At 68.7% G+C, this 20959-nt stretch carries 22 protein-coding genes, 1 tRNA gene and 1 other RNA gene; 7 read left to right on the top strand and 17 right to left on the bottom strand.

Annotation, left to right across the window (positions count from 1 at the left end; all coding sequences use genetic code 11):
• Window positions 1-32: 32 nt before the first annotated feature.
• The gene (locus ACFQY2_RS15010) at window positions 33-500 is read right to left on the bottom strand and encodes a hypothetical protein (protein WP_378746745.1); all 468 of its coding nucleotides are present in this window, start codon (window positions 498-500) and stop codon (window positions 33-35) included.
• Window positions 501-573: 73 nt separating this feature from the next.
• Between ACFQY2_RS15010 and ACFQY2_RS15005 the strand changes: the two genes are divergently transcribed.
• Entirely contained in the window at window positions 574-1668 is a 1095-nt protein-coding gene (locus ACFQY2_RS15005; RefSeq protein WP_378746744.1) for an LOG family protein, read from the top strand.
• Between the two features lie 88 nt (window positions 1669-1756).
• Here ACFQY2_RS15005 and ACFQY2_RS15000 read toward each other — a convergent pair.
• Window positions 1757-1829 (bottom strand) — tRNA-Lys (locus ACFQY2_RS15000).
• Window positions 1830-1982: 153 nt separating this feature from the next.
• On the opposite strand from ACFQY2_RS15000, the gene ACFQY2_RS14995 reads away from it, so the two are divergent.
• Both ACFQY2_RS14995 and ACFQY2_RS14990 read left to right on the top strand, forming a co-directional pair.
• Entirely contained in the window at window positions 1983-2792 is an 810-nt protein-coding gene (locus tag ACFQY2_RS14995) for an inositol monophosphatase family protein (RefSeq protein WP_378746742.1), read from the top strand.
• Window positions 2793-2824: 32 nt separating this feature from the next.
• Window positions 2825-3406, top strand: a complete 582-nt coding sequence (locus ACFQY2_RS14990; RefSeq protein WP_378746741.1) for a hypothetical protein — start codon at window positions 2825-2827, stop codon at window positions 3404-3406.
• 48 nt (window positions 3407-3454) lie between these two features.
• Here the strand turns inward: ACFQY2_RS14990 and ACFQY2_RS14985 are convergent, their stop codons facing one another.
• Complete coding sequence (locus tag ACFQY2_RS14985) at window positions 3455-3652, bottom strand: hypothetical protein (RefSeq protein ID WP_378746740.1); 198 nt, start codon at window positions 3650-3652, stop codon at window positions 3455-3457.
• Window positions 3653-3751: 99 nt separating this feature from the next.
• On the opposite strand from ACFQY2_RS14985, the gene ACFQY2_RS14980 reads away from it, so the two are divergent.
• Complete coding sequence (locus ACFQY2_RS14980) at window positions 3752-4411, top strand: TetR/AcrR family transcriptional regulator (RefSeq protein WP_378746739.1); 660 nt, start codon at window positions 3752-3754, stop codon at window positions 4409-4411.
• A 60-nt stretch (window positions 4412-4471) separates the two neighbouring features.
• Window positions 4472-4822 carry a YciI family protein gene (locus tag ACFQY2_RS14975; RefSeq protein WP_378746738.1) on the top strand — a complete coding sequence of 117 codons (351 nt, stop codon included), beginning with the start codon at window positions 4472-4474 and terminating at the stop codon, window positions 4820-4822.
• A 99-nt stretch (window positions 4823-4921) separates the two neighbouring features.
• On the opposite strand, the gene ssrA is transcribed toward ACFQY2_RS14975, so the two are convergent.
• Window positions 4922-5291, bottom strand: a transfer-messenger RNA (tmRNA) gene (gene ssrA / locus ACFQY2_RS14970).
• 146 nt (window positions 5292-5437) lie between these two features.
• Here ssrA and ACFQY2_RS14965 point away from each other — a divergent pair.
• Entirely contained in the window at window positions 5438-6100 is a 663-nt protein-coding gene (locus tag ACFQY2_RS14965; RefSeq protein ID WP_378746736.1) for an SIMPL domain-containing protein, read from the top strand.
• A gap of 55 nt (window positions 6101-6155) precedes the next feature.
• Here the strand turns inward: ACFQY2_RS14965 and hflX are convergent, their stop codons facing one another.
• Entirely contained in the window at window positions 6156-7664 is a 1509-nt protein-coding gene (hflX, locus tag ACFQY2_RS14960) for a GTPase HflX (protein ID WP_378746735.1), read from the bottom strand.
• Window positions 7665-7736: 72 nt separating this feature from the next.
• Between hflX and ACFQY2_RS14955 the strand changes: the two genes are divergently transcribed.
• A complete protein-coding gene (locus ACFQY2_RS14955; RefSeq protein ID WP_378746734.1) occupies window positions 7737-8381 on the top strand; it encodes a class I SAM-dependent methyltransferase in 645 nt (214 codons plus the stop codon).
• A gap of 53 nt (window positions 8382-8434) precedes the next feature.
• Here ACFQY2_RS14955 and dapF read toward each other — a convergent pair whose 3' ends face one another.
• The 12 genes from dapF to ACFQY2_RS14895 all read right to left on the bottom strand — a co-directional run bounded on the left by dapF (window position 8435) and on the right by ACFQY2_RS14895 (window position 20958).
• Complete coding sequence (dapF, locus tag ACFQY2_RS14950) at window positions 8435-9307, bottom strand: diaminopimelate epimerase (protein ID WP_378746733.1); 873 nt, start codon at window positions 9305-9307, stop codon at window positions 8435-8437.
• A 23-nt stretch (window positions 9308-9330) separates the two neighbouring features.
• Window positions 9331-9870: a dihydrofolate reductase family protein gene (locus ACFQY2_RS14945; protein ID WP_378746732.1), complete on the bottom strand. Its 540-nt coding sequence runs from the start codon at window positions 9868-9870 to the stop codon at window positions 9331-9333.
• Between the two features lie 40 nt (window positions 9871-9910).
• Window positions 9911-10825 (bottom strand): tRNA (adenosine(37)-N6)-dimethylallyltransferase MiaA, encoded by a 915-nt coding sequence (gene miaA / locus ACFQY2_RS14940; protein WP_378746731.1) that lies wholly within the window; start codon window positions 10823-10825, stop codon window positions 9911-9913.
• 118 nt (window positions 10826-10943) lie between these two features.
• Entirely contained in the window at window positions 10944-12494 is a 1551-nt protein-coding gene (gene miaB, locus ACFQY2_RS14935; protein ID WP_378746730.1) for a tRNA (N6-isopentenyl adenosine(37)-C2)-methylthiotransferase MiaB, read from the bottom strand.
• Between the two features lie 89 nt (window positions 12495-12583).
• Entirely contained in the window at window positions 12584-13315 is a 732-nt protein-coding gene (locus ACFQY2_RS14930; RefSeq protein WP_378746728.1) for a regulatory protein RecX, read from the bottom strand.
• Between the two features lie 2 nt (window positions 13316-13317).
• Window positions 13318-14367, bottom strand: a complete 1050-nt coding sequence (gene recA, locus ACFQY2_RS14925) for a recombinase RecA (protein WP_378746727.1) — start codon at window positions 14365-14367, stop codon at window positions 13318-13320.
• A 244-nt stretch (window positions 14368-14611) separates the two neighbouring features.
• Window positions 14612-14833 (bottom strand): DUF3046 domain-containing protein, encoded by a 222-nt coding sequence (locus tag ACFQY2_RS14920; protein ID WP_378746726.1) that lies wholly within the window; start codon window positions 14831-14833, stop codon window positions 14612-14614.
• Between the two features lie 16 nt (window positions 14834-14849).
• Entirely contained in the window at window positions 14850-15158 is a 309-nt protein-coding gene (locus tag ACFQY2_RS14915; RefSeq protein ID WP_378746725.1) for a helix-turn-helix domain-containing protein, read from the bottom strand.
• Window positions 15159-15338: 180 nt separating this feature from the next.
• Window positions 15339-15821 carry a CinA family protein gene (locus tag ACFQY2_RS14910; RefSeq protein ID WP_378746724.1) on the bottom strand — a complete coding sequence of 161 codons (483 nt, stop codon included), beginning with the start codon at window positions 15819-15821 and terminating at the stop codon, window positions 15339-15341.
• The gene (gene pgsA, locus ACFQY2_RS14905) at window positions 15818-16393 is read right to left on the bottom strand and encodes a CDP-diacylglycerol--glycerol-3-phosphate 3-phosphatidyltransferase (protein ID WP_378746723.1); all 576 of its coding nucleotides are present in this window, start codon (window positions 16391-16393) and stop codon (window positions 15818-15820) included. The genes ACFQY2_RS14910 and pgsA overlap by 4 nt, the downstream gene beginning before the upstream one ends.
• The gene (locus ACFQY2_RS14900; protein WP_378746722.1) at window positions 16393-19134 is read right to left on the bottom strand and encodes a DNA translocase FtsK; all 2742 of its coding nucleotides are present in this window, start codon (window positions 19132-19134) and stop codon (window positions 16393-16395) included. The genes pgsA and ACFQY2_RS14900 overlap by 1 nt, the downstream gene beginning before the upstream one ends.
• A gap of 147 nt (window positions 19135-19281) precedes the next feature.
• Window positions 19282-20958 (bottom strand): ribonuclease J, encoded by a 1677-nt coding sequence (locus ACFQY2_RS14895; protein ID WP_378746720.1) that lies wholly within the window; start codon window positions 20956-20958, stop codon window positions 19282-19284.
• Between the last annotated feature and the right edge of the window lies 1 nt (window position 20959).

The following is a 20959-nucleotide window of genomic DNA, read 5'->3' as shown; positions in this document are numbered from 1 at the left end:
TACGGGGTTCTGCCTGAACGGAAGCGGACGGGCTACTCCACCATCAGGTCTTCGATCTCCAGGTCCTCGTCGAGCAGACAGTAGATGATCATGTCCGGGTACTCCTCCGGCGCGAGGTAGAGCAGTGTGATCCCGCCGTCGCCGAACACGATCACGCCGTCCAGGACGATATCCGCTCTGAGATCGCGGAGCGCGCTCTCCACGTCGGCGTCATCATCGCCCTCGTACGCGGCATCGGTGAGCTCCTCGGCCACCTCCTGTTCGCGTTGGTCGAGCGTCTCCTGCGTCAGCCTGGCCAGCGCATGGCGCACGGTCGACTGCATCGCGTCCATGTCGGGCAGGTCCTCACGGACGATGTCGTCGTCCTCATCGTCGTCGTCGTCGCGCTCGAATTCCTCCTCGAATTCGTACTCCACGGTGACGCGGCGCCCGCCGGGCAGCTCGACACTGGCTGTCAGAGCTCCGTCCTCGTCCTGGTCGATGTCGTCAAGCTCGATCATGAGAACCTCCTGATCGCCATGATGTCACCGCGTCGCGGCAGGCGGAAGTGCGAGTGCGCCTAATCTCGTCGACATGCGGAGAACTCATGGACGTGTGATCTACATCGACGCGCTCGACGACCTCGACGACCGTCTCGCTGCCGGAGCGCGCTCCCTCTCGGGGTGGCGGCTTCGTGGCATCGACCTGCGCGATCGCGGCGGGGCGCTGCGGGCGGTGGAGGTGACGGGGGCGCTGTTCCTGGGATGCCTGCTGCGTCCGGAGGACGGCGAGTCCGTGCGGGCGCGTGGCGCGATCGTCTTTCCGACGATCCCGGCCGTCCCGGTCGACATGTACCGGACCGCGCTGTACACCCCGCAGGAGCTGTACGACACGGCGGATTACCCGCAGAGCCTGGACGCGCGTGTCTACGCCTGGTCGCAGCACCAGGACTCCAGGGACACCGCCCTGGCGCAGGCGCTGCACGACCACAGCCTCGGCCTCGCCCTCGAGGACTGGACGCGGGAGCGGACGCTGGTGGGAGTGATGGGAGGTCACGACGCCGCACGCGGCGAGCGCGGCTACGTCGACGGCACGAGGCTGGGGCGGATGCTGGCGCAGACGCACACCGTCGCCACGGGCGGCGGTCCCGGCGCGATGGAGGCGGTGAATCTCGGCGCGTACCTGTCCGAATACGACGAGGACGCACTCGGCGAGTCGATCGAGATGCTCGGCGCGGTGCCGGACTTCGCTCCCCGCATCGGCGACTGGGCGGATGCCGCCTTCACCGTGCGCGATCGCTTTCCGGCCGGCGCGGAGTCCCTCGGCATCCCGACGTGGTACTACGGGCACGAGCCGCCCAACCCGTTCGCGCAGGCGATCGCGAAGTACTGCCATAATGCGCAGCGCGAGGCGATCCTGCTGCAGGTCTGCCAGGCCGGTATCGTGTTCCTGCCCGGCGCCGCCGGCACCATCCAGGAGATCTTCCAGGACGCCTGCGAGAACTACTACGCGGACGAGTCGTCCATCGCCCCGATGGTGCTCGTCGGCCGCGAGTACTGGACCGAGCACTACCCGGCTTGGCCGCTGCTGAAGGCTCTCGCGAAGGGGCGTCCGATGGAGGGGCACGTGCACCTCGTCGAAGGCATCCAGGAGGCCGCGGAGCTCATCGGCGGCGGTGCATCACCGTAGCGGCGCTTCGCTCAGGCGCGTCGCGCGCGGAGCGCCTGCTGACGCAGAAAAGCCACGAGGACTGGCGAGAGTCTTCGTGGCTGATCCGTGCACCCCCAGGGACTTGAACCCTGAACCCATTGATTAAGAGTCAATTGCTCTGCCGATTGAGCTAGAGGTGCGTGGTCCGAGTGAGCACTCCGACCGAGGAATTACATTACCAGCGGCGCGAGTGCGCACCAAATCGCTTCCGGAACCCGGGCGCGTTGCGTATCGTTTCACGACCGATACACGCCCGGCCTCTCGCGATGTCACCCCCGGGCTAGCCTGGAAGAGTGACCGCCTCCCCCTCCGCCACGGACTTCAGTGCTGACCTCGAACTCGCGCTCCGGCTCGCGGACGCCGCCGATGCGCAGTCCCTCCCGCGATTCGACGCGCCCGATCTCGAAGTCTCCCGCAAGGCGGACCGCACGCACGTCACCGACGCCGATCTCGCCACGGAGCGCGCGATCCGCAGCATCCTCCGCGACGAGCGGCAGGAAGACGGCGTCTTCGGCGAGGAGTACGGCAGTCAGGGTGACGCGCACCGCCAATGGATCATCGACCCCATCGACGGCACGGCGAATTTCCTGCGCGGTGTTCCACTGTGGGGCACCATGATCGCTCTCGCCGTGGACGGCGTCCCCCAGGTCGGTGTGGTCAGCATGCCCGCTCTCGGGCGGCGCTGGTGGGCGTCGACCGGTCAGGGGTCATGGACCGCGACGGGTGCCGGCCCACGGCGTCTCTCCGTGTCCGGCGTCGACTCCCTCGACGACGCGAGCGTCAGCTTCCAGAGCATCGCGCAGTGGTCGGATGCCGGCAGGCTGCCCGAGCTGCTCGCGGTGGCCGACAGGGTGTGGCGGGATCGCGCCTACGGCGACATCTTCAGCTACATGCTCCTGGCCGAAGGACGCATCGACATGGTCGCGGAGTTCGACGTCAAGGAGTACGACATCGCGGCGGCCGTCCCCATCGTCCGCGAAGCCGGTGGCCGCATGACCGCGTTCGACGGCGCCGACACCCTGTCCTCCCTCTCCGCCCTCGCCACCAACGGCATCCTGCACGACCCGTTCCTCTCCCTGTTCCGCGACGCGCACCGCTCCTGAGCGCCGCACGCGCCCCCTCCCCCACGGATCACATGAAAAACCGCACCTCCCTGGCTGTCGGCGTGCTGCTGGCCGCTCTGACCATCACCGCGTGCAGCGGCACGCCCCCGGCCCCTGACCCGACGCCGACGTCCGACTCACCGCCGCAGACCCCTCAGGCGACGGTGACCACGAACCCGTCCCCGGTCGCCCAGACACCCCGCGCCACGGCCGGTGAGCCGCTGACCTGCGACACGATGATCTCCGCGGGGACCGTCGATGCGCTGACGTCCCAGGGCTGGACGTTCAAGGAGCAGCCGCTCACGATCGGCGAGACGGTCATCGACGGCGGCCTGCGCTGCGATTGGGCCGACTACACGACCGCGTCGGATCACGGTCAGATGTACGGCTGGGGGCCGATCAGCGAGCAGGTGGCGCGTACGGCGCAGTCCGCTCTGGAGCGCGACGGCTGGCTGCGCTCCCGCGAGGACGGCAGCACCTATCTCACGGAGGACCCCTCGTATGCGATCGCGAAGGACGACGACGGGTTCGGGATGACCTACGAGTTCGGCGACGGCTGGGTGAAGTTCGCGGACACGAAACAGGGGCTGCTGCTCATCGAATGGAATGAGTGACGCAGCCCCCGTGAGCGTCGGCGCCGCGCACGCGGCGGCGCCGCAGGATCACTTGCCCTGCTGGTTCCAGTTGTCGTGGCGACGGGTGTCCGAGCCGCGCTGGCGCATGACGTAGGCGAGCGCCAGGCTCACCAGCAGGATGCCGGCCGAGAACACGGCTCCCTGTGCGGTGTCCAGGCTCCAGGAGAGGCCGAACAGGTAGAAACCGCCCAGGAACAGGACCATGAACACAATGAAGTCGACCACGTCGAAAGCCTCCCGATCGTCGGATAACCCCTTCAGCTTACTGGTGTTCGATCGGCGGCGTTGACGCGGTCATCGACACCGCGCCGCTAGATTGAAGGCATGCCGAGGATGCCGAACGTCGCCGGGCCCGCGCGGCGCGGACGCCCCGGACATGACCGAGCGGACGTCATCCGCGCCGGCGTGCAGCTCTTCAACGAGCAGGGCTACGAGGCCACCTCGGTATCGGATCTGACCGGACGGCTCGGCCTCACCAAGTCAGCGCTGTACCACCACGTCGACTCGAAGGAGCAGATCCTCCAGGTGGCACTGGAGGACGCGCTGGGCGGGCTCGAGCAGGCGCTGACCGACGCTCTGAGTCGCCCGACCGCGTCCGAGCGGCTGACCGGGATCATCCACGGCGCGGTGCGCGTGCTCACCGAGCGGCAGCCGCAGGTCACGCTGCTGCTGCGCCTGCGCGGCAACAGCGCGATCGAGACCGCCGCGCTCGCGCGCCGACGGAGCTTCGATCACACGGTCACGCAGCTGGTACGGGAAGCGCAGTCCGAGGGTCTGGTGCGGACCGACCTGGATGCCGGCGTCGCGACGCGACTGATCTTCGGGATGATCAACTCGGTCGTCGAGTGGTACCGGCCCGACGGTCCCGTCGATCCGGAGCTGCTCGCCGAGGAGATCCTCACCGTCGTGCTGCGCGGACTTCGTGCACACGACGACGGCCTGCCTCCGCAGGGGGGCACAGGAGGCGAGTCGCCATCACCGTGACAGCGGCTGCCGTCGCCGCAGGACCTCATCTCACCTCACCGAGCTGTCCAGGAGACTCGCATGCCCCAGTTCGCCATCCTCATCTACACCGATGACTCCGCCCACGCGCCGGATGCGACGAAGGAAGACCTCGCAGTGCCCGACGGGCACGCGGACGCGATGACGAAATCCGGGGCGATGCGCGCGGCTTACGCGTTCACGCCGCGCGACATGGCGCGTTCGGTTCGCGCCGGCGGAGTGAGCGACGGCCCGTTCGTGGATGCGGAGCAGGTCGTCGCGGGCGTGTACATCCTGGAAGCGCGGGACTGGGACGAGGCCCTCGCGCTCGCGTCGACCGACCCGTCCATCCACGGCGCGAACGGCATCGAGGTCCGACTGATCCACAGCGGAGGTGTCGTCGAGAGGCCATGACCGGCCGAACGCGCAGGGCATCGGCTGGGGAAGACGCAAAGAAGCCCCTCGATCCCGGTGTTTGCCAGGGATCGAGGGGCTTCCTCGGTGACAACGGCTTGGTGGAGCTGGGGGGAATCGAACCCCCGTCCGACGCTGCTCATCCACGTCTTCTCCGGGCGCAGTCTGTGAAAGCGTTCTGCTCGGCTCCGACCTTTGTCACAGACACCTAAGTCGACGAGCCCAGCCTGGGAAGAGTCCCGCATGACGTCCAGACGCCGTCCTGCAGCAAGATCCCTAGATGACGCCAGGGTCCGTATCGGGATCACATACGGTCTGACGGACTATCGGGCTCGCTTATGCAGCGAGGGCGAAGTCGTTGCGCTTTGTTTCGGCAACTATTGTTTTGCAGGGAGCGTTCACGAGATAACCCTGCATCCTCGGCCCGCTTCTCGTCGATACACAGGCGCCGTCGAAACCGATCAGCCCCGTGGACCTTCTTGCGAAGGAGCCGCTGTCACACTGTGGAATTACCAACCGGGCGCCTTCGCGCCCGAGCATCACAGACTACAACGGATCCGCGGTGCATGCTATTCCGGCGCCGACACGGCGGCGGTGTGACGTACAGTCTCCCTCATGAGCGACGTCATCATCACCGTCCGCGGCGAGCACGAGCTGCGCATCGCCCCTGAACGCGCCACCGTGCATCTGACCGTCTCCTTCGACGGCGCCGACCGCGCACAGGTCGTGGAGAGAACCCTTGCGGCCGTGGGCCCGACGCGCGAGCGCCTCGAGACGCAGAAGGCCGCGGGCAGTGTCGTGGAGTGGTCCAGTGAGCGCATGGGCGTCTTCAGCGACCGTCCGTGGAACAGCGAAGGCCGACAGCTCGCACCGCTGCACCGCGCCAGCGTCGAATTCACCGCGACGTTCTGCGACATCTCGGCGATGTCCGAGTGGGTGGCCGAGATCTCGGGCGAGGACGGCGTCTCGGTCGGCTACATCGACTGGCATCTCACACCGCAGACGGAGGCGGAGGTGGAGCGGGAGGTCGCCGCTCAGGCCGTCGGTGTCGCCGTCGCACGGGCCCGCGCCTACGCCGAGGCGCTCGGGCTGCACAACGTCATGCCGCTCGAGATCGCCGATCGCGGTCTCATCTCGGAGGGCGGCATGCCGGTGCAGGCCAAGGCGGCCATGCGGGCCGGCGCCGCATTCGACATGGAGGCCTCCGGCGGTTTCGAGCTGCAAGGAGAGGAGATCACCGTCTCGGCCACCGTTGAGGGTCGCTTCGCGGCCAACTGAGTCGATCTGCAGACCGAGCGCAGCCGGCCGGGCAGCACCCCGTCGACGACCCCGGTCAGCCGACGGTGTAGGGCGCGAGTTCGGCGGCCAACCTCTCGGAGACGTGCGCGTGCACCCGCGTGCCGCCCTCTTCGTGCTCCGCCGAGATCAGGACACCCGTCTCGTGCACCGCGGACACCAGCTCGCCACGGTCGTACGGCACGAGCGCGTGGACCTCGACGGCGGGCATCGGCAGCATGCGCTCGATCGTGGCCCGAAGTCCGTCGATCCCCTCACCCGTTCGTGAGGAGACGAAGTGCGCGTCGGGCGCGAGCCCGCGCAGCACGAGCCTCTCGTCCTCATCCACCAGGTCGGCCTTGTTGAAGACGATGATCTCCGGAATGCCGCGTGCGCCGACGTCGCCCATCACGTCGCGGACGGTCTGCAGCTGCGCGGAGGGATCCGGATGCGAGCCGTCGACGACGTGCACGATGACATCGGCCTCCGCGACCTCTTCCAGCGTGGAGCGGAACGCCTCCACCAGCTGGTGCGGAAGGTTGCGGACGAAGCCGACGGTGTCGGTGAGCGTGTACACGCGTCCGTCGGCGGACTCGGCGCGCCGCACGGTGGCATCCAGGGTCGCGAACAGGGCGTTCTCGACCAGCACGCCGGCACTGGTCAGCGCGTTCAGCAGACTCGACTTGCCCGCGTTCGTGTACCCGGCGATCGCCACCGAGGGAATGGTGTTGCGCTTGCGCTCGGCGCGCTTGGCGTCGCGGGCCGGAGCGAAGTCGCGGATCTGACGGCGCAGCAGCGCCATCCGAGTGCGGATGCGACGGCGATCGAGCTCGATCTTCGTCTCACCGGGGCCGCGCGAGCCCATTCCCGCGCCGCCGGCGCCGACCTGTCCACCGGCCTGGCGGCTCATGGACTCACCCCAGCCGCGCAGGCGCGGCAGGAGGTACTCGAGCTGCGCGAGCTCCACCTGCGCCTTGCCTTCGCGGCTCTTGGCGTGCTGGCTGAAGATGTCGAGGATCACCGTCGTGCGGTCGATCACCTTGACCTTCACCACGTCCTCGAGCGCGCGGCGCTGGCTGGAGGCCAGTTCGGTGTCGGCGATCACGGTGTCCGCACCGACCGCGGCGACGATGTCCTTCAGTTCCTGGGCCTTGCCCCGGCCGAGGTAGGTTGCGGGATCCGGGTGAGGCCGGCGCTGCAGCAGGCCGTCGAGCACGGCCGCTCCGGCCGTCTCGGCGAGTGCGGCCAGTTCGCGCAGTGAGTTCTCGGCATCCTCCTGGGCCCCCTGCGGGTACACACCCACGAGGACGACGTTCTCCAGCCGCAGCTGCCGGTATTCGACCTCCGTGACGTCCTGGAGTTCTGTGGAGAGACCTCCCACGCGCCGCAGCGCATGCCGGTCGTCCAGATCCCACTGATCACCGTCGTTCGCGCCGTGCACAGCGGTGGAATCGCTCTGCAGAGCCTGAGCGGCGCCGAACACCCTCGCCTCGGTGCGCGACTCTGCGCGCGCGAGCACGCGGTCCAGCGCTTGCGATGTGGTGCTGTCGTCGTGCGTCTTCGTCATCCGGTCCTTTTCTTCGACGTCATATGCTCAGGGCGCCTTAACCTTAGCCCCGTCGTCCGGTACGCTCACTGCATGCCGTCCGACCACTATTTCAGCGCGGCCCCGGCAAGTGCAGAGAACCTGCGCACCCTCCGTGTCACCCTCGCGGGTCAGGATCTGGAACTCACCACCGCCGGTGGGATCTTCAGTCCCGACCGACTGGATACGGGGACGGCCGTGCTGTTCGCCAACATGCCTCCGCTGCCTCCCGGGGGCGACTTCCTCGACCTCGGATGCGGCTGGGGCCCCATCACACTCACCATGGCTCTCTCCGCCCCCCACGCGACCGTGTGGGCCGTGGACGTCAACGAGCGCGCCCTCGATCTGACTCGCCGCAACGCCGAGGCTCTCGGCCTCACCAATGTGAACGCCGTCAGGCCCGAAGATGTTCCCGACGAGGTCTCGTTCCGCACGATCCGCTCCAACCCGCCCATCCGCGTGGGCAAGAACGAGCTGCACGGAATGCTCGAGCACTGGATCCCTCGGCTGGACCAGCGCAGCGACGCCTGGCTGGTCGTGCAGCGCAACCTGGGCTCCGACTCGCTGCAGCGCTGGATGGCGTCGACCTTCACACCCGGATTCAGCGTGCACCGTGCCGCCACGGGAAAGGGCTACCGGGTGCTGAAGGTGCGCCGTCACGGTGACCCGCCCACCAAGCCGATCGCACTCGCGGGCTGACGCCGATCGCACTCGCAGGCTGACGCCGACCGCGCCGACCTCCGCCGTGGAGTTCAGACCAGGTCGATCTCGCCTCGGTAGACGAGCTGCGCGGGTCCCGACAGAGCCACATGCTCGCCGTCCTCGGCGGGGAACATGCGCACTCCGAGGGTGCCGCCCGGGACCTCGACGCGCCACAGGTGCGGAGCACGCGCGCCGGCCCAGTGCCGGACGGCCAGAGCGGAGGCGACCGCGCCCGTTCCGCAGCTCAGCGTCTCGCCCGAGCCCCGCTCGTGCACGCGCATGCGCAGCTGTCCCACCCCGTCGCGCATCAGCGGCTCCCCCGGCACGACGAACTCGACATTGGCGCCGGCTGCGGGCGCGGGGTCCAGGATCGGCGTGGGGTTCAGGTCGAGGCCGGCGAGCTCCTCATCCGAGGCCAGCGCCACCACGACATGAGGATTGCCGACGTCGATGCCCAGGCCGGGCCGTGCCACCGAGAGACCCGCAGCACGCGCGAGCGGCTCCCCTCCCGCCAGACGCCAGCGACCCAGGTCGACTTGGTAGCCGTTCTCGCTGCGCATCACATCGCGCACACCCGCGCGAGTGCCGATCGGAAGGGTGGAGCCCGGCTCCAGCGTCGCCAACGAGGAGCGCAGCAGGTAGTGCACGAACACCCGGATGCCGTTGCCGCACATCTCGGAGACGGACCCGTCTGCGTTGCGATAGTCCATGAACCATTCCGCGGTCGGCTCCTCCGCCAGCGCCGCCGCCCCCTCGGGGATCGCCGTCGAGCGGACGACGCGCAGCACGCCGTCGGCGCCCACGCCGAAGTTGCGGTCGCAGAGAGCCTGCACGCGGCTCGGTGTCAGATCGAGCGCTCCGTCGACGTCCTCGATGATGACGAAGTCGTTGCCGGTGCCGTGCCCCTTGGTGAATGCGACCATGCGGCAAGTCTACGGGTCGCGGGTCAGGCGTCCTCCAGCGGGCCGAGCACGCGATACCGCCCGCACAGGAAGCTCTGATTGCGCGCTGCATCGAGCAGCTGGAGGTCCAGTGCCCGCGGGAGCACCGGCGCGCCGGAACCCAGCGTGACCGGCGCGTACTGCACCCAGACCTCATCGATCAGCCCCGCATCGGCGAAGCGGCCGACGAGCTCTCCCCCGCCGACGATCCAGAGGTCCTTGCCGCCGGCCGCGGCGGTCATGTCGGCGTGCACGGTGCGGACGTCATCCTGCGTCAGTCGAATATCTGCGCCCCGCGGGAGTTCGAGATCACGGTGCGAGAACACCCAGGTCGGCAGCGTGTAGCTCCAGCCGTCGGCGTCATGTTCCATGATCCACTCGTAGGTGTGCGCGCCCATCGCGATGGCACCCAGCCGTGCCTGGAAGCCGGGGTACGCCATCGGGCCGTCGTCGTCGATGTCCTGTCTGAGCAGCCAGCCCAGGGAGTGGTCGGCTGTGGCGATGAACCCGTCCAGGCTCGAGGCGGTGTAGTAGTGGGTGACCATCACTCCATGGTGCCGAGGACCACCGACATCGACAAGGGAGTCAGAGCTCTTCCAGAAGTCGCGTGATCGGCTCGGCGTCGGGCTCGAACCATTCGATCCCGGGGTAGCGTTTGAACCACGACACCTGCCGGCGCGCGTACCGTCGGGTGAGAGCCTGCGTCTCGGCGATGGCCTCCTGTTCGGTCCGCTCGCCGCGCAGCTGGGCGAGGGCCTGCGCGTAGCCGATCGCCCGCGATGCGGTCACGCCGCGCTCGATGCCCGCATCCCGCAGCTGCCTGACCTCATCCAGCATCCCCTCCCGCCACATCCGCTCGGTGCGCTGGTCCAGCCGCTGGACCAGCGCCGCACGGTCGACGTGCAGACCGAGGATGCGCGTGTTCGGATGCCACGGCTCGGGGACCTCGGGCAGGGCGGCGCCGTGCGTCGCACCGCCCTGTTCGAGGACCTCCAGCGCGCGCACGATGCGACGGCCGTTCTTCGGATCGATCCGCTCGGCGGTGGCCAGATCCCTGTCGCGGAGCCGTTCGAAGAGCGCGCCCGCACCCAGGGACTCGAGATCCGCCTCCAGCCTCGCGCGGACTTCGGCATCGCGCGGCGGGAACCGGAAGTCGAAGACCACGCTGGAGACGTACAGACCGGACCCGCCGACGAGGATCGCGTCCGCGCCGCGCGCATGGATCTTCTGCACGGCGGCGCGCGCCAGCGGTTGATACCAGGCGACGGCCGCTTCCTGCGTGACCTCGCGGACATCGAACAGATGGTGCGGGATGTCGCGCCGCTCATCGACGGGCAGCTTGGCCGTGCCGATGTCCATGCCGCGGTACAACTGCATGGCATCCGCATTGACGATCTCGGCAGGGTTGCCGCGATCACGCAGCCGCTCGGCGACGTTCAGGGCGAGCTCACTCTTGCCCGTGCCGGTCGCTCCCACGACCGCCCACACCCGCTCGCTCATGCCACGCCCAGCTCGGGGGTGTGCACAACTTCGCAGATCTGCGCAGCCCCGCAGGCGTTCCGCTGCAGCCCTGCGGAGTTGCGCGGATCTGCGAGCGAACGCGAAGCGATGACTGCGCTCACACCCCGGCGCGCAAGGTCGGCAGACCCAGCGACACCGCGCGCGGCGCACCAGCCGCACCGGAGGGCGCCGGGACTGCGCAGCTCGCGGCCTGCGCGCGATCCCACGCGTCTCCCCCGCGGGTGCGGCGGATGCGCAGCGGCGCGCCGGTCGGGTCGTCGGCGAGCAGGTGGAAGGGTGCGCCGTGCGTGATCCTCACCGTCACCGCGTCGCCGGGGCGCGGCAGCTCCGATCCCGGGGTCACCTCGAAGTGCACCAGCCGGTTGTCCTCGGCGCGGCCGGTCAGGCGATGCGTCTCGGCATCCTTCTTGCCCTCGCCGACCGAGACGAGAACCTCGACCTCGCGGCCGACCTGCTTCTGGTTCTCCTCGAGCGAGATGCGCTCCTGCAGCGCGATCAGGCGGTCGTAGCGCTCCTGGACGATCTCCTTGGGGATCTGATCGGCCATGGTCGCCGCCGGAGTGCCCTCGCGGATCGAGTACTGGAAGGTGAACGCGCTGGAGAAACGAGCCTGCTCCACGACGCGCATGGTCTCCTGGAAGTCCTCCTCGGTCTCCCCGGGGAATCCGACGATGATGTCGGTGGTGATCGCGGCGTGCGGAATCCGCTCGCGCACACGCTCCAGGATGCCGAGATAGCGGGAGCTGCGATAGGAGCGGCGCATGGCCTTGAGGATGCGGTCGCTGCCGGACTGCAGCGGCATGTGCAGCTGCGGCATGACGTTCGGCGTCTCGGCCATGGCGTCGATGACGTCGTCCGTGAACGCGGCGGGGTGCGGGCTGGTGAAGCGGATCCGCTCGAGTCCGTCGATCTCGCCGGCCGCGCGCAGCAGCTTTCCGAAGGCCTGACGGTCGCCGAACTCCACACCGTAGGAGTTCACGTTCTGGCCGAGCAGGGTGACCTCGATCGCGCCGTCCTCGACCAGCAGGCGGATCTCGCTGAGGATGTCGCCTGGACGACGGTCCTTCTCCTTGCCGCGCAGGCTGGGCACGATGCAGAAGGTGCACGTGTTGTTGCAGCCGACCGAGATCGACACCCAGCCGCTGTGCGCGGAGTCGCGCTTGGTGGGCAGAGTCGACGGGAAGACCTCGAGCGCCTCGAGGATCTCCAGCTCGGCCTCACCGTTGTGCCGCGCCCGCTCGAGCAGGCCCGGGAGGGACCCCATGTTGTGCGTGCCGAAGACCACATCGACCCAGGGCGCCTTGTCGAGCACGGCCTGCTGGTCCATCTGCGCCAGGCAGCCGCCGACGGCGATCTGCATGCCCGCGTGCTTGTCCTTCCGGGACTTCAGGTGACCGAGCGTGCCGTACAGCTTGCCCGCGGCGTTGTCTCGCACCGCGCAGGTGTTGATGATGACGATGTCGGCGTCCTCGCCGGCATCCGCGCGGACATAGCCCGCACTCTCGAGGGAGCCGGAGAGGCGTTCGGAGTCGTGCACATTCATCTGGCAGCCGAAGGTGCGCACCTCGTAGGAGCGTCGGCGCCCGTCGGCGTCGACCGCGGCCAGAGAGGGCGCGATGATCGTCGGTTCGGAGGAGAGAAGAGACATGATCCAGCCATTCTACGATCCAGCGTCGAGGAACGCTCGGCATCCGCCGTGCGCGCTCGCCCGGCCGGGGGAACAGCTGCACCCGTGGGTCAGTCGGATTCCACGAAATGCACACCGGATCGACCGCTTGGGCGACCGCTCCCCGCTTCGCGCAGCGCCGTGCGTGCGGCGTTCATCGCGGATGATCCGCCGTACCCGCGCCGGGCGAGCTGGCCGACGAGCCGTCGCAGCGCCGCATCCGGATCGAGCCGGCTCAGGGAACGCGCCTTGCTGCGGGCGTACTCCAGCGCACGCTCCTCGTCGTCGTCGGGCAGCTCGGCGAGCGCCTCGTCGACGACGTCGCGCGGGATCCCCCGCTGCGCGAGGGAACGGGAGAGCGCCACCCTCCCCTGCCCCTTGCGTTCGACGCCGGCCGTCACCAGCAGCGAGGCGAGCGTGCGGTCATCCAGATACCCGCGATGGAGGAACTCATCGATGATCTGCTCGATCGTGTCGCGGTCGATGTCCTGCGAGCGCAGGACCGTGCGGGCTTCGGAGACCGACAGCTGCTTGGCGCGCAGCTTGCGCACGAGCACCTCTTCGGCCTGCCGCCGAGTCTCCTCGACGTCGGCGGATGCCGGCACGCTCGTCGGCGTGGCGTCCGGGTCCGCGACCGGTCCGAAGCGCATCGGCCCGTCGGCCAGCGCGGAGCGCCAGAGCCCATCAGGACCGGTCCGGCGCGGGACGTCGGTGTGCTCGGTCGCCTGCTTGCCGGACGGGCGTCCGCCGAAGAGGGGGATGACGGGGGCGAGGTGCTCCTCGCCCCCGTTCAGGTCGGACATGATCAGGCCGGGCGGCGCTCGGCGAGCTGGTCGGCGGGCGCTTCGTCGCCCGCCTTCATCCCGATGCCCAGCTTCTGCTTGATCTGGGTCTCGATCGCGAGCGCGATGTCGTCGTTCTTGATCAGGAAGTTGCGGGCGTTCTCCTTGCCCTGGCCGAGCTGGTCGCCGTCATACGTGTACCAGGAGCCGGACTTCTTCACGATCCCGTGTTCGACGCCGAAGTCGATCAGGCTGCCCTCACGGGAGATTCCGACGCCGTAGAGGATGTCGAACTCCGCCTGCTTGAACGGCGGCGCCATCTTGTTCTTGACGACCTTGACGCGCGTGCGGTTGCCGACCGCGTCGGTGCCGTCCTTCAGCGTCTCGATGCGGCGGATGTCCAGTCGGACGGACGCGTAGAACTTCAGCGCCTTTCCACCGGCGGTCGTCTCGGGCGATCCGAAGAACACGCCGATCTTCTCGCGCAGCTGGTTGATGAAGATCATCGTGGTGTTGGTCTGGTTCAGACCACCGGTGAGCTTGCGCAGCGCCTGCGACATGAGGCGCGCCTGGAGTCCGACGTGCGAGTCGCCCATCTCGCCCTCGATCTCGGCGCGCGGCACGAGAGCCGCGACGGAGTCGATGACGATCAGGTCGATGGAGCCGGAGCGCACGAGCATGTCGGCGATCTCGAGAGCCTGCTCCCCCGTGTCGGGCTGGGAGACGAGCAGCGCGTCGATGTCGACGCCGAGCTTGGCCGCGTAGTCCGGATCGAGCGCGTGCTCTGCGTCGACGAAGGCGGCGATGCCACCCGCGCGCTGCGCGTTGGCGATGGCATGCAGGGTGAGCGTCGTCTTACCGGAGGATTCCGGTCCGTAGATCTCGACGATGCGTCCACGCGGCAGTCCACCGACGCCGAGAGCGACGTCGAGAGCGATGGAGCCGGTGGGGATGACCTCGACCGGTGCACGCTCGTCGCTGCCCAGCCGCATGACCGAGCCCTTTCCGAACTGGCGGTCGATCTGGGCGAGGGCGGATTCCAGTGCCTTCTCGCGGTCCGAGGGTGATGGCATGACGTGCTCCTTCTGCTCGTGTGCTGCCGCCTGTAGGCTGTCGCGGCCACCCCGACTGGGGTCGCTCTCCGACAAGGCGCATGGCTCAGTGCCACGACATTCACGCTAGGAGGTGCCACCGACATTGCGTCGGCGGGGCCACCGATTGTGGATGACAGTCGCGCTGAGACCACTTGTGCAGAACGATACGCGCTCATCGAACACATCTTCGACGACACGCCGACGATCTTCGGCGCATATTCGATCAGTGCTTGCGCGGCTCCAGCCGTCCCACCCCGTAGCGTCGCTCGGCGGGCACGTCCGCCTCCTCGCACAGCGCCAGCCAGATGTCGCGCGGCGCCACGCCGGCATCGAGTGCCTCCGCGGCCGTCGTACCGAGTCCGGTCAGCACCAGGTCATGCGTCAGCGAGGTGGCTCTCGCCCCGAACTCGTCTTCGACGGCGCGCAGGAACTCACTGCGTCTCATGCGTGTGGGAGGCCGCTCAGTGCAGAGACAGCTCGGGCTCGACGGACGCGACCAGGTCGTCGGGGACCACGTCCGGGAAACCGCTCAGGCCCTCGATGACCGAGATGCGGTCGCCGACCTCGCGCATGATCGTCGAGATGGGGACGTCGAGGGCGTCGGCCACCGAGGCGAGGATCTCGCTCGACGCCTCCTTCTGGCCGCGCTCCACCTCGCTGAGGTAGCCGAGCGCGACGGACGCCCTGCTCGCGACCTGACGGAGGGTCCGACCCCTCTGCAGGCGGAAGTCCCGTAGGACATCGCCGATCTCCTGTCGTACAAGGATCATCGGAACCTCCTCTCCGTCGCCTCACTCGGATCCGCATCCGAGCGGACAGCCAGTCTAACCCGTTCGCTTGGCACCGAACCTACTGTTTCGCGCTGTGCTTCTGTTGTGAAAGTTCTCATCGTGGTCGTTCTGGTGTGTCGAATCTTGAGCACATCATTGTCAACCTTGCCGCTGCGCGGGCTATTCCCGGACCGCCTCGAGCGCGAGCAGGATGGCGGCGTCGCGCGCCCGGGTGCGGATCTCATCGCGCGAGCCCTCGAACACGAAGACCCGCGACCGCGCTCCGAGTGGTGTGGCCACGCCGATGTGGACGGTACCCACCGGCTGACCGTCGGGCGATACCGGCCCGGCGATGCCCGTGGTGGACACGCCCACGTCAGCAGGACGTCCGCCGACGGCGACGGCGCGACGCACGCCGTCCGCCATCTGGATTGCGACGTCGGGGTGCACCGGGCCGTGAGCGGCGAGCAGAGCGGCGTCCACGCCGAGCAGAGTGTGCTTGACCGGCGTCGCGTACGCCACGACCGCACCCCACAGCACGGCGGAAGCGCCGGGCACCGTGACGATCTCGGAGGCGACGGCTCCCCCAGTCAGCGATTCGGCCACACCCAGGGTCCAGCCGCGCTCGCGCAGCGCCGAGACAAGCTGTGCCGCCGTGGTCACGGCGCGCTTCGCCTGCCGCGGGACTGCGCGACGACGTAGTCGACGCCGCTGGCGACCGTGAGCAGCAGAGCGAGAAGCATCAGCACCAGCGTGACGACCGTCCACGCCGGCTGGCCGATCAGCACGTGCAGCGGCAGCAGCGCCCACCCGAGTGCGACACCCTGCACCACGGTCTTGATCTTGCCCATCCATGCGGCGGCGACGACGTGCTCGTGCACGATCGTGAACCGGTGGATCGTGATCCCCCACTCGCGGATGAGGATGATGATGACGATCCACCACGGCACCTCGCCGAGGATCGCGAGTCCGAGGAATCCCGCTCCGGTGAGGAGTTTGTCGGCGATCGGGTCCCACAGCTTGCCGAAGTCGCTGACGATGTCGTAGCGCCGGGCCAGGTAGCCGTCCACCCAGTCGGTGGAGATGCCCACGACGAAGAGCACGCCGGCCACCCACCGCAGCGCCAGGTCGTCCGCGCCGAACGTTCCGGCCAGGAGCAGAAGGACGAAGAAGACGACCGCGAGCGGGATGCGGGCGATCGTGATCGCGTTGGGCAGCTGACGGGGGATGCTCATCAGTCGCGGCCCGTCAGGCCCCAGGCGTCCTCATCGCCGTCGTCGTCGCTCTCCACCACGGGCATCCCCTCGAACTGCTGCTCGATCGGGTCCTGCGAGTACATGTCGTGCTCGGCGGGCGCCGCAGCAGGTGCGGATGCCACGGGGGCCGCCGCGGGCACGTCGTCGCCGCGGAGCTTGGCGAGCACGCCGGGCAGCTGCTCGTTGGTCACCAGCACGTCGCGCGCCTTGGACCCCTCGGAGGGTCCGACGATCTCGCGCGATTCGAGCAGGTCCATCAGACGACCGGCCTTGGCGAACCCCACGCGCAGCTTGCGCTGCAGCATCGACGTCGACCCGAACTGCGACGAGACGATCAGCTCGGCTGCGGCGAGCAGCAACTCGAGGTCGTCGCCGATGTCCGCGTCGACCTCCTTGCGCTTCGCCTCGGCCGACTCCTGGACATCGGGCCGGTACTCGGGGCGGGCCTGCTGCGTGACGTGCTTCACGACCTCCGCGATCTCGCTCTCGTCGACCCACGCGCCCTGCAGGCGGAACGGCTTGGACGAACCCATCGGCGAGAACAGGGCGTCACCCTGCCCGATCAGCTTGTCGGCGCCCGGCGCATCGAGGATGACTCGGCTGTCGGTGACGCTGGTGACGGCGAACGCCAGCCGCGAAGGCACGTTGGCCTTGATCAATCCGGTCACGACGTCGACACTGGGACGCTGGGTCGCCAGCACCAGGTGGATGCCGGAGGCGCGAGCCAGCTGCGTGATGCGCACGATCGAATCCTCGACGTCGCGCGGCGCGACCATCATCAGGTCGGCGAGCTCGTCGACGACGACGAGCAGATACGGATACGGCTTGAGCACCCGCTCGCTGCCCGCAGGCAGCTCGACCTCACCGGCCCGCACGGCACGGTTGAAGTCGTCGATGTGACGGAAGCCGAACGACGCGAGGTCGTCGTACCGCATGTCCATCTCCTTCACGACCCACTGCAGTGCCTCGGCAGCCTTCTTCGGGTTCGTGATGATCGGCGTGATGAGATGCGGCACGCCGGCGTAACTGGTCAGTTCCACGCGCTTCGGGTCGATGAGCACCATGCGCACGTCGGCGGGGCGCGCCCGCATGAGCAGGCTGGTGATCATCGAGTTCACGAAGCTGGACTTTCCGGACCCCGTGGATCCGGCGACCAGCAGGTGGGGCATCTTCGCGAGGTTGGCGACGACGATGTTCCCGCCGACGTCCTTGCCGACGCCGATGGTCATCGGGTGCGTGCTCTTCTGCGCCGCGGCCGAGCGCAGCACATCGCCCAGGGCGACCGTCTCCTTGTCGACGTTCGGGATCTCGATGCCGATCGCGCTCTTGCCGGGGATCGGTGAGAGGATGCGCACGTCGTTGGAGGCGACGGCATACGAGAAGTTGTTGCTGAGCTGCAGGATCTTCTCGACCTTGACTCCGAGGCCCACCTCGATCTCGTACTGGGTGACCGTCGGGCCGCGCGAGAAGCCGGTGACCTTGGCATCCACCTTGAACTGCTCGAGCACGCTGGTGATCTGGGCGATGGTGCGATCCGTCGCGTCCGAGCGCGTCACCGGAGGCGGACCGGCCTTCAGCACGCCGGGCGACGGCAGCACGTACGGTGCGGCGGGCGCCTGCAGGGCGTTCGCGCCCGGACCCGACGTGCCGAAGCCGTCGAGACCAGGCAGCTCGCCGGTGGAACCGTCGTCATCGAGCAGCGCCGTCGCGTTCTGCTCGCCGAGCACGTCCGCGAGCGCGCTGATGTCGGTCAGCACCTCGGTGGCGGCGTCCTGCGCGGAGTCCTCCACGATGACGGCCTGGTCGTAGGCGGCCTTCTTGCTCGGCTCCTCGAGCAGCGCCGTGATCGCCTGCGAGTCGACGTCGTCGTCGGGGTCCTCCTCGCGACCGGTCTTGTTGCGCCGCCACCATGGCAGGGCGTCGTCCTGCTCGGCATCCTGCGGAGCTTCGTCGGTCGCCGCGGGGCGCAGCGGGCGCTCGGCGCCGAACATCCACGCATACAGGTCGCCGAGGCGCTCGCCGATGCGGTTCGGCGGCGTCTTGGTGAGGATGAGCACACTGAGCACCACCAGCACCGCCAGGACGACATACGCCACGATCGGTGTGAGGAAGGCCAGCGGCTCCCCCAGCATCCAGCCGAACAGGCCTCCCGCGGCGCTCAGGGCGGGCATGCCGTCCTTGGGCTGCGGACGGGCGAGGTCGCCGAACTTGTCGGCCGCCCCTGAGGCGACATGGCAGATCCCGGCGAGAGCGAGCACGAAGAAGCCGAACCCGATCCCGATGCGCCCGTTGTCGTTCACGGACGACGGATGCCGGAACAGCCACCCGGCGAGGAGGAGCAGCAGCACGGGAAGGACGAACGCGACCCGCCCGACGAGCAGACCCCACGTGTACGCGCTGATGTTCTGGGCGATCAGCTCGCCGATGAAGAACCACTCCACGACCGCGCCGGCGCAGGCGAGCAGCACCAGCAGGAAGGGGAATCCGTCGCGGCGCTGCTCCTTCTCGAGCGATTCCGGCCCGAAAGCGCGGAACAGTCCGCCGACGCCGTGGGCCAGGCCGAGCCACATCCGCACGCCCAGCGGCGGCTTCTCGGCCTCGTCGACGTAGCGCTTCGGTGCGGGCGCCGCCTTGCCGCCGGACCGGGGAGACGCCTGCCGCCGGGGGCGCGACGAAGACGCCGCGGACGCGCGCTCGGACTTGGTGGTGCTCCTGGCCATGCCTCCACGGTACGGCCGCTGACCGACATCCGGGCGCAGTGACGCGGGTTTCCGGGGGATCACGCTCGGATCCGGGATCCGCGATCGGGTCCCGAGCCGGTGGCGGGGCGCTGCTGCGCCCGGATCCGGCACGGGACGGCGGGGCGGCTACGCCTCGATGACGAGCGGGACGATCATCGGACGTCGACGCAGCTTCTGGTTGACCCAGCGGCCGATGGTCCGGCGGACGATCTGCGACAGCGCGTGATTGTCCCGCACGCCGTTGCCGGCCGCCTCTTTCAGCGCCGCGACGATCTTGGGCACGACGTCGTCGAACACGCGATCGTCCTCGGCCACGCCGCGGGCGTGGATCTCCGGGCCCGACACGACCTGCCCCGTCGTGGAGTCGACGACGATGATGACCGAGACGAAGCCCTCCTCGCCGAGGATGCGGCGGTCCTTGAGATCCGCATCCGTGATGCCGCCCACGGTCGAGCCGTCGACGTACACGAAGCCGATGTCGAGCTGCCCGGCCACTCGGGCGTCGCCGTCGCGCAGATCGATGACGGTGCCGTTGGAAGCGATGAAGGTGCGCTCCTCGGCGATCCCGGTGTCCTGGGCGAGTTTCGCGTTGGCCGTCAGGTGCCGGTACTCGCCGTGCACGGGCAGCACGTTGCGGGGCTTGAGGATGTTGTAGCAGTAGAGCAGCTCGCCCGCGGCGGCGTGACCGGAGACGTGCACGCGCGCGTTGGCCTTGTGCACGACGTTGGCGCCGAGCTTGGTCAGTCCGTCGATCACGCGGTAGACGGCGTTCTCGTTGCCCGGGATCAGACTCGACGCGAGGATGACCGTGTCGCCCTCTCCCGGCTCGATCGCGTGGTCCAGGTTCGCCATGCGGCTCAGCACCGCCATCGGCTCGCCCTGCGACCCCGTCGACATGTAGACGATCCGGTCGTCGGGCAGGTCACGCGCCTTCTTGTAGTCGATGAGCACGCCGTCCGGCACCCGCAGGTAGCCCAGCTGCTCGGCGATGGTCATGTTGCGCACCATGCTGCGGCCGAGGAACGCCACGCGCCTGCCGTTCGCGTGCGCCGCGTCGATCACCTGCTGCACCCGGTGGACGTGGCTGGAGAAGCTGGCCACGATCACTCGGCGCGGCGCCTTGGCGATCACCTGATCGAGCACCGGTCCGATCGAGCGCTCGGTGGGCGTGAATCCCGGCACGTCGGCATTGGTGGAGTCGACGAGGAACAGGTCGACACCCTCGTCTCCCAGACGCGCGAAGGTGTTCAGATCGGTGATGCGTCCGTCCAGCGGCAGCTGGTCCATCTTGAAGTCGCCGGTCGCCAGCGCCAGACCGGCCGGCGTGCTGATCGCCACGGCCAGCGCGTCCGGAATGGAGTGGTTGACCGCGATGAACTCGAGATCGAACGGGCCGACCTGCTCCTCCTGCCCCTCCTGGACGGTGAGGGTGTACGGCTTGATGCGGTGTTCCTTGAGCTTCGCCTCGACCAGCGCCAGCGTGAGGCCGGATCCGATCAGCGGGATGTCGGCCTTGAGCCGGAGCAGGTACGGGACGGCGCCGATGTGGTCCTCGTGGCCGTGCGTGAGCACCACGCCCACGATGTCGTCCAGACGATCCTTGATCGGCTCGAAGTCGGGCAGGATCAGGTCGACGCCCGGCTGGTGCTCCTCGGGGAAGAGCACGCCGCAGTCGACGATCAGGATCTTGCCGTCGTACTCGAACGTGGTCATGTTGCGGCCGATCTCACCGAGACCACCGATCGGAGTCACGCGGAGCGTGCCCGGGGCGAGTGGTTCGGGAGCGGCGATGGGGGTGGACATG

This window comes from Microbacterium sp. GCM10027623, assembly GCF_042666935.1.
In the GTDB taxonomy this organism is placed as follows: Bacteria; Actinomycetota; Actinomycetes; order Actinomycetales; family Microbacteriaceae; genus Microbacterium.
The sequence above is the reverse complement of the archived record's forward strand: the minus strand, read 5'-3'. Positions and strand labels throughout refer to the sequence as shown.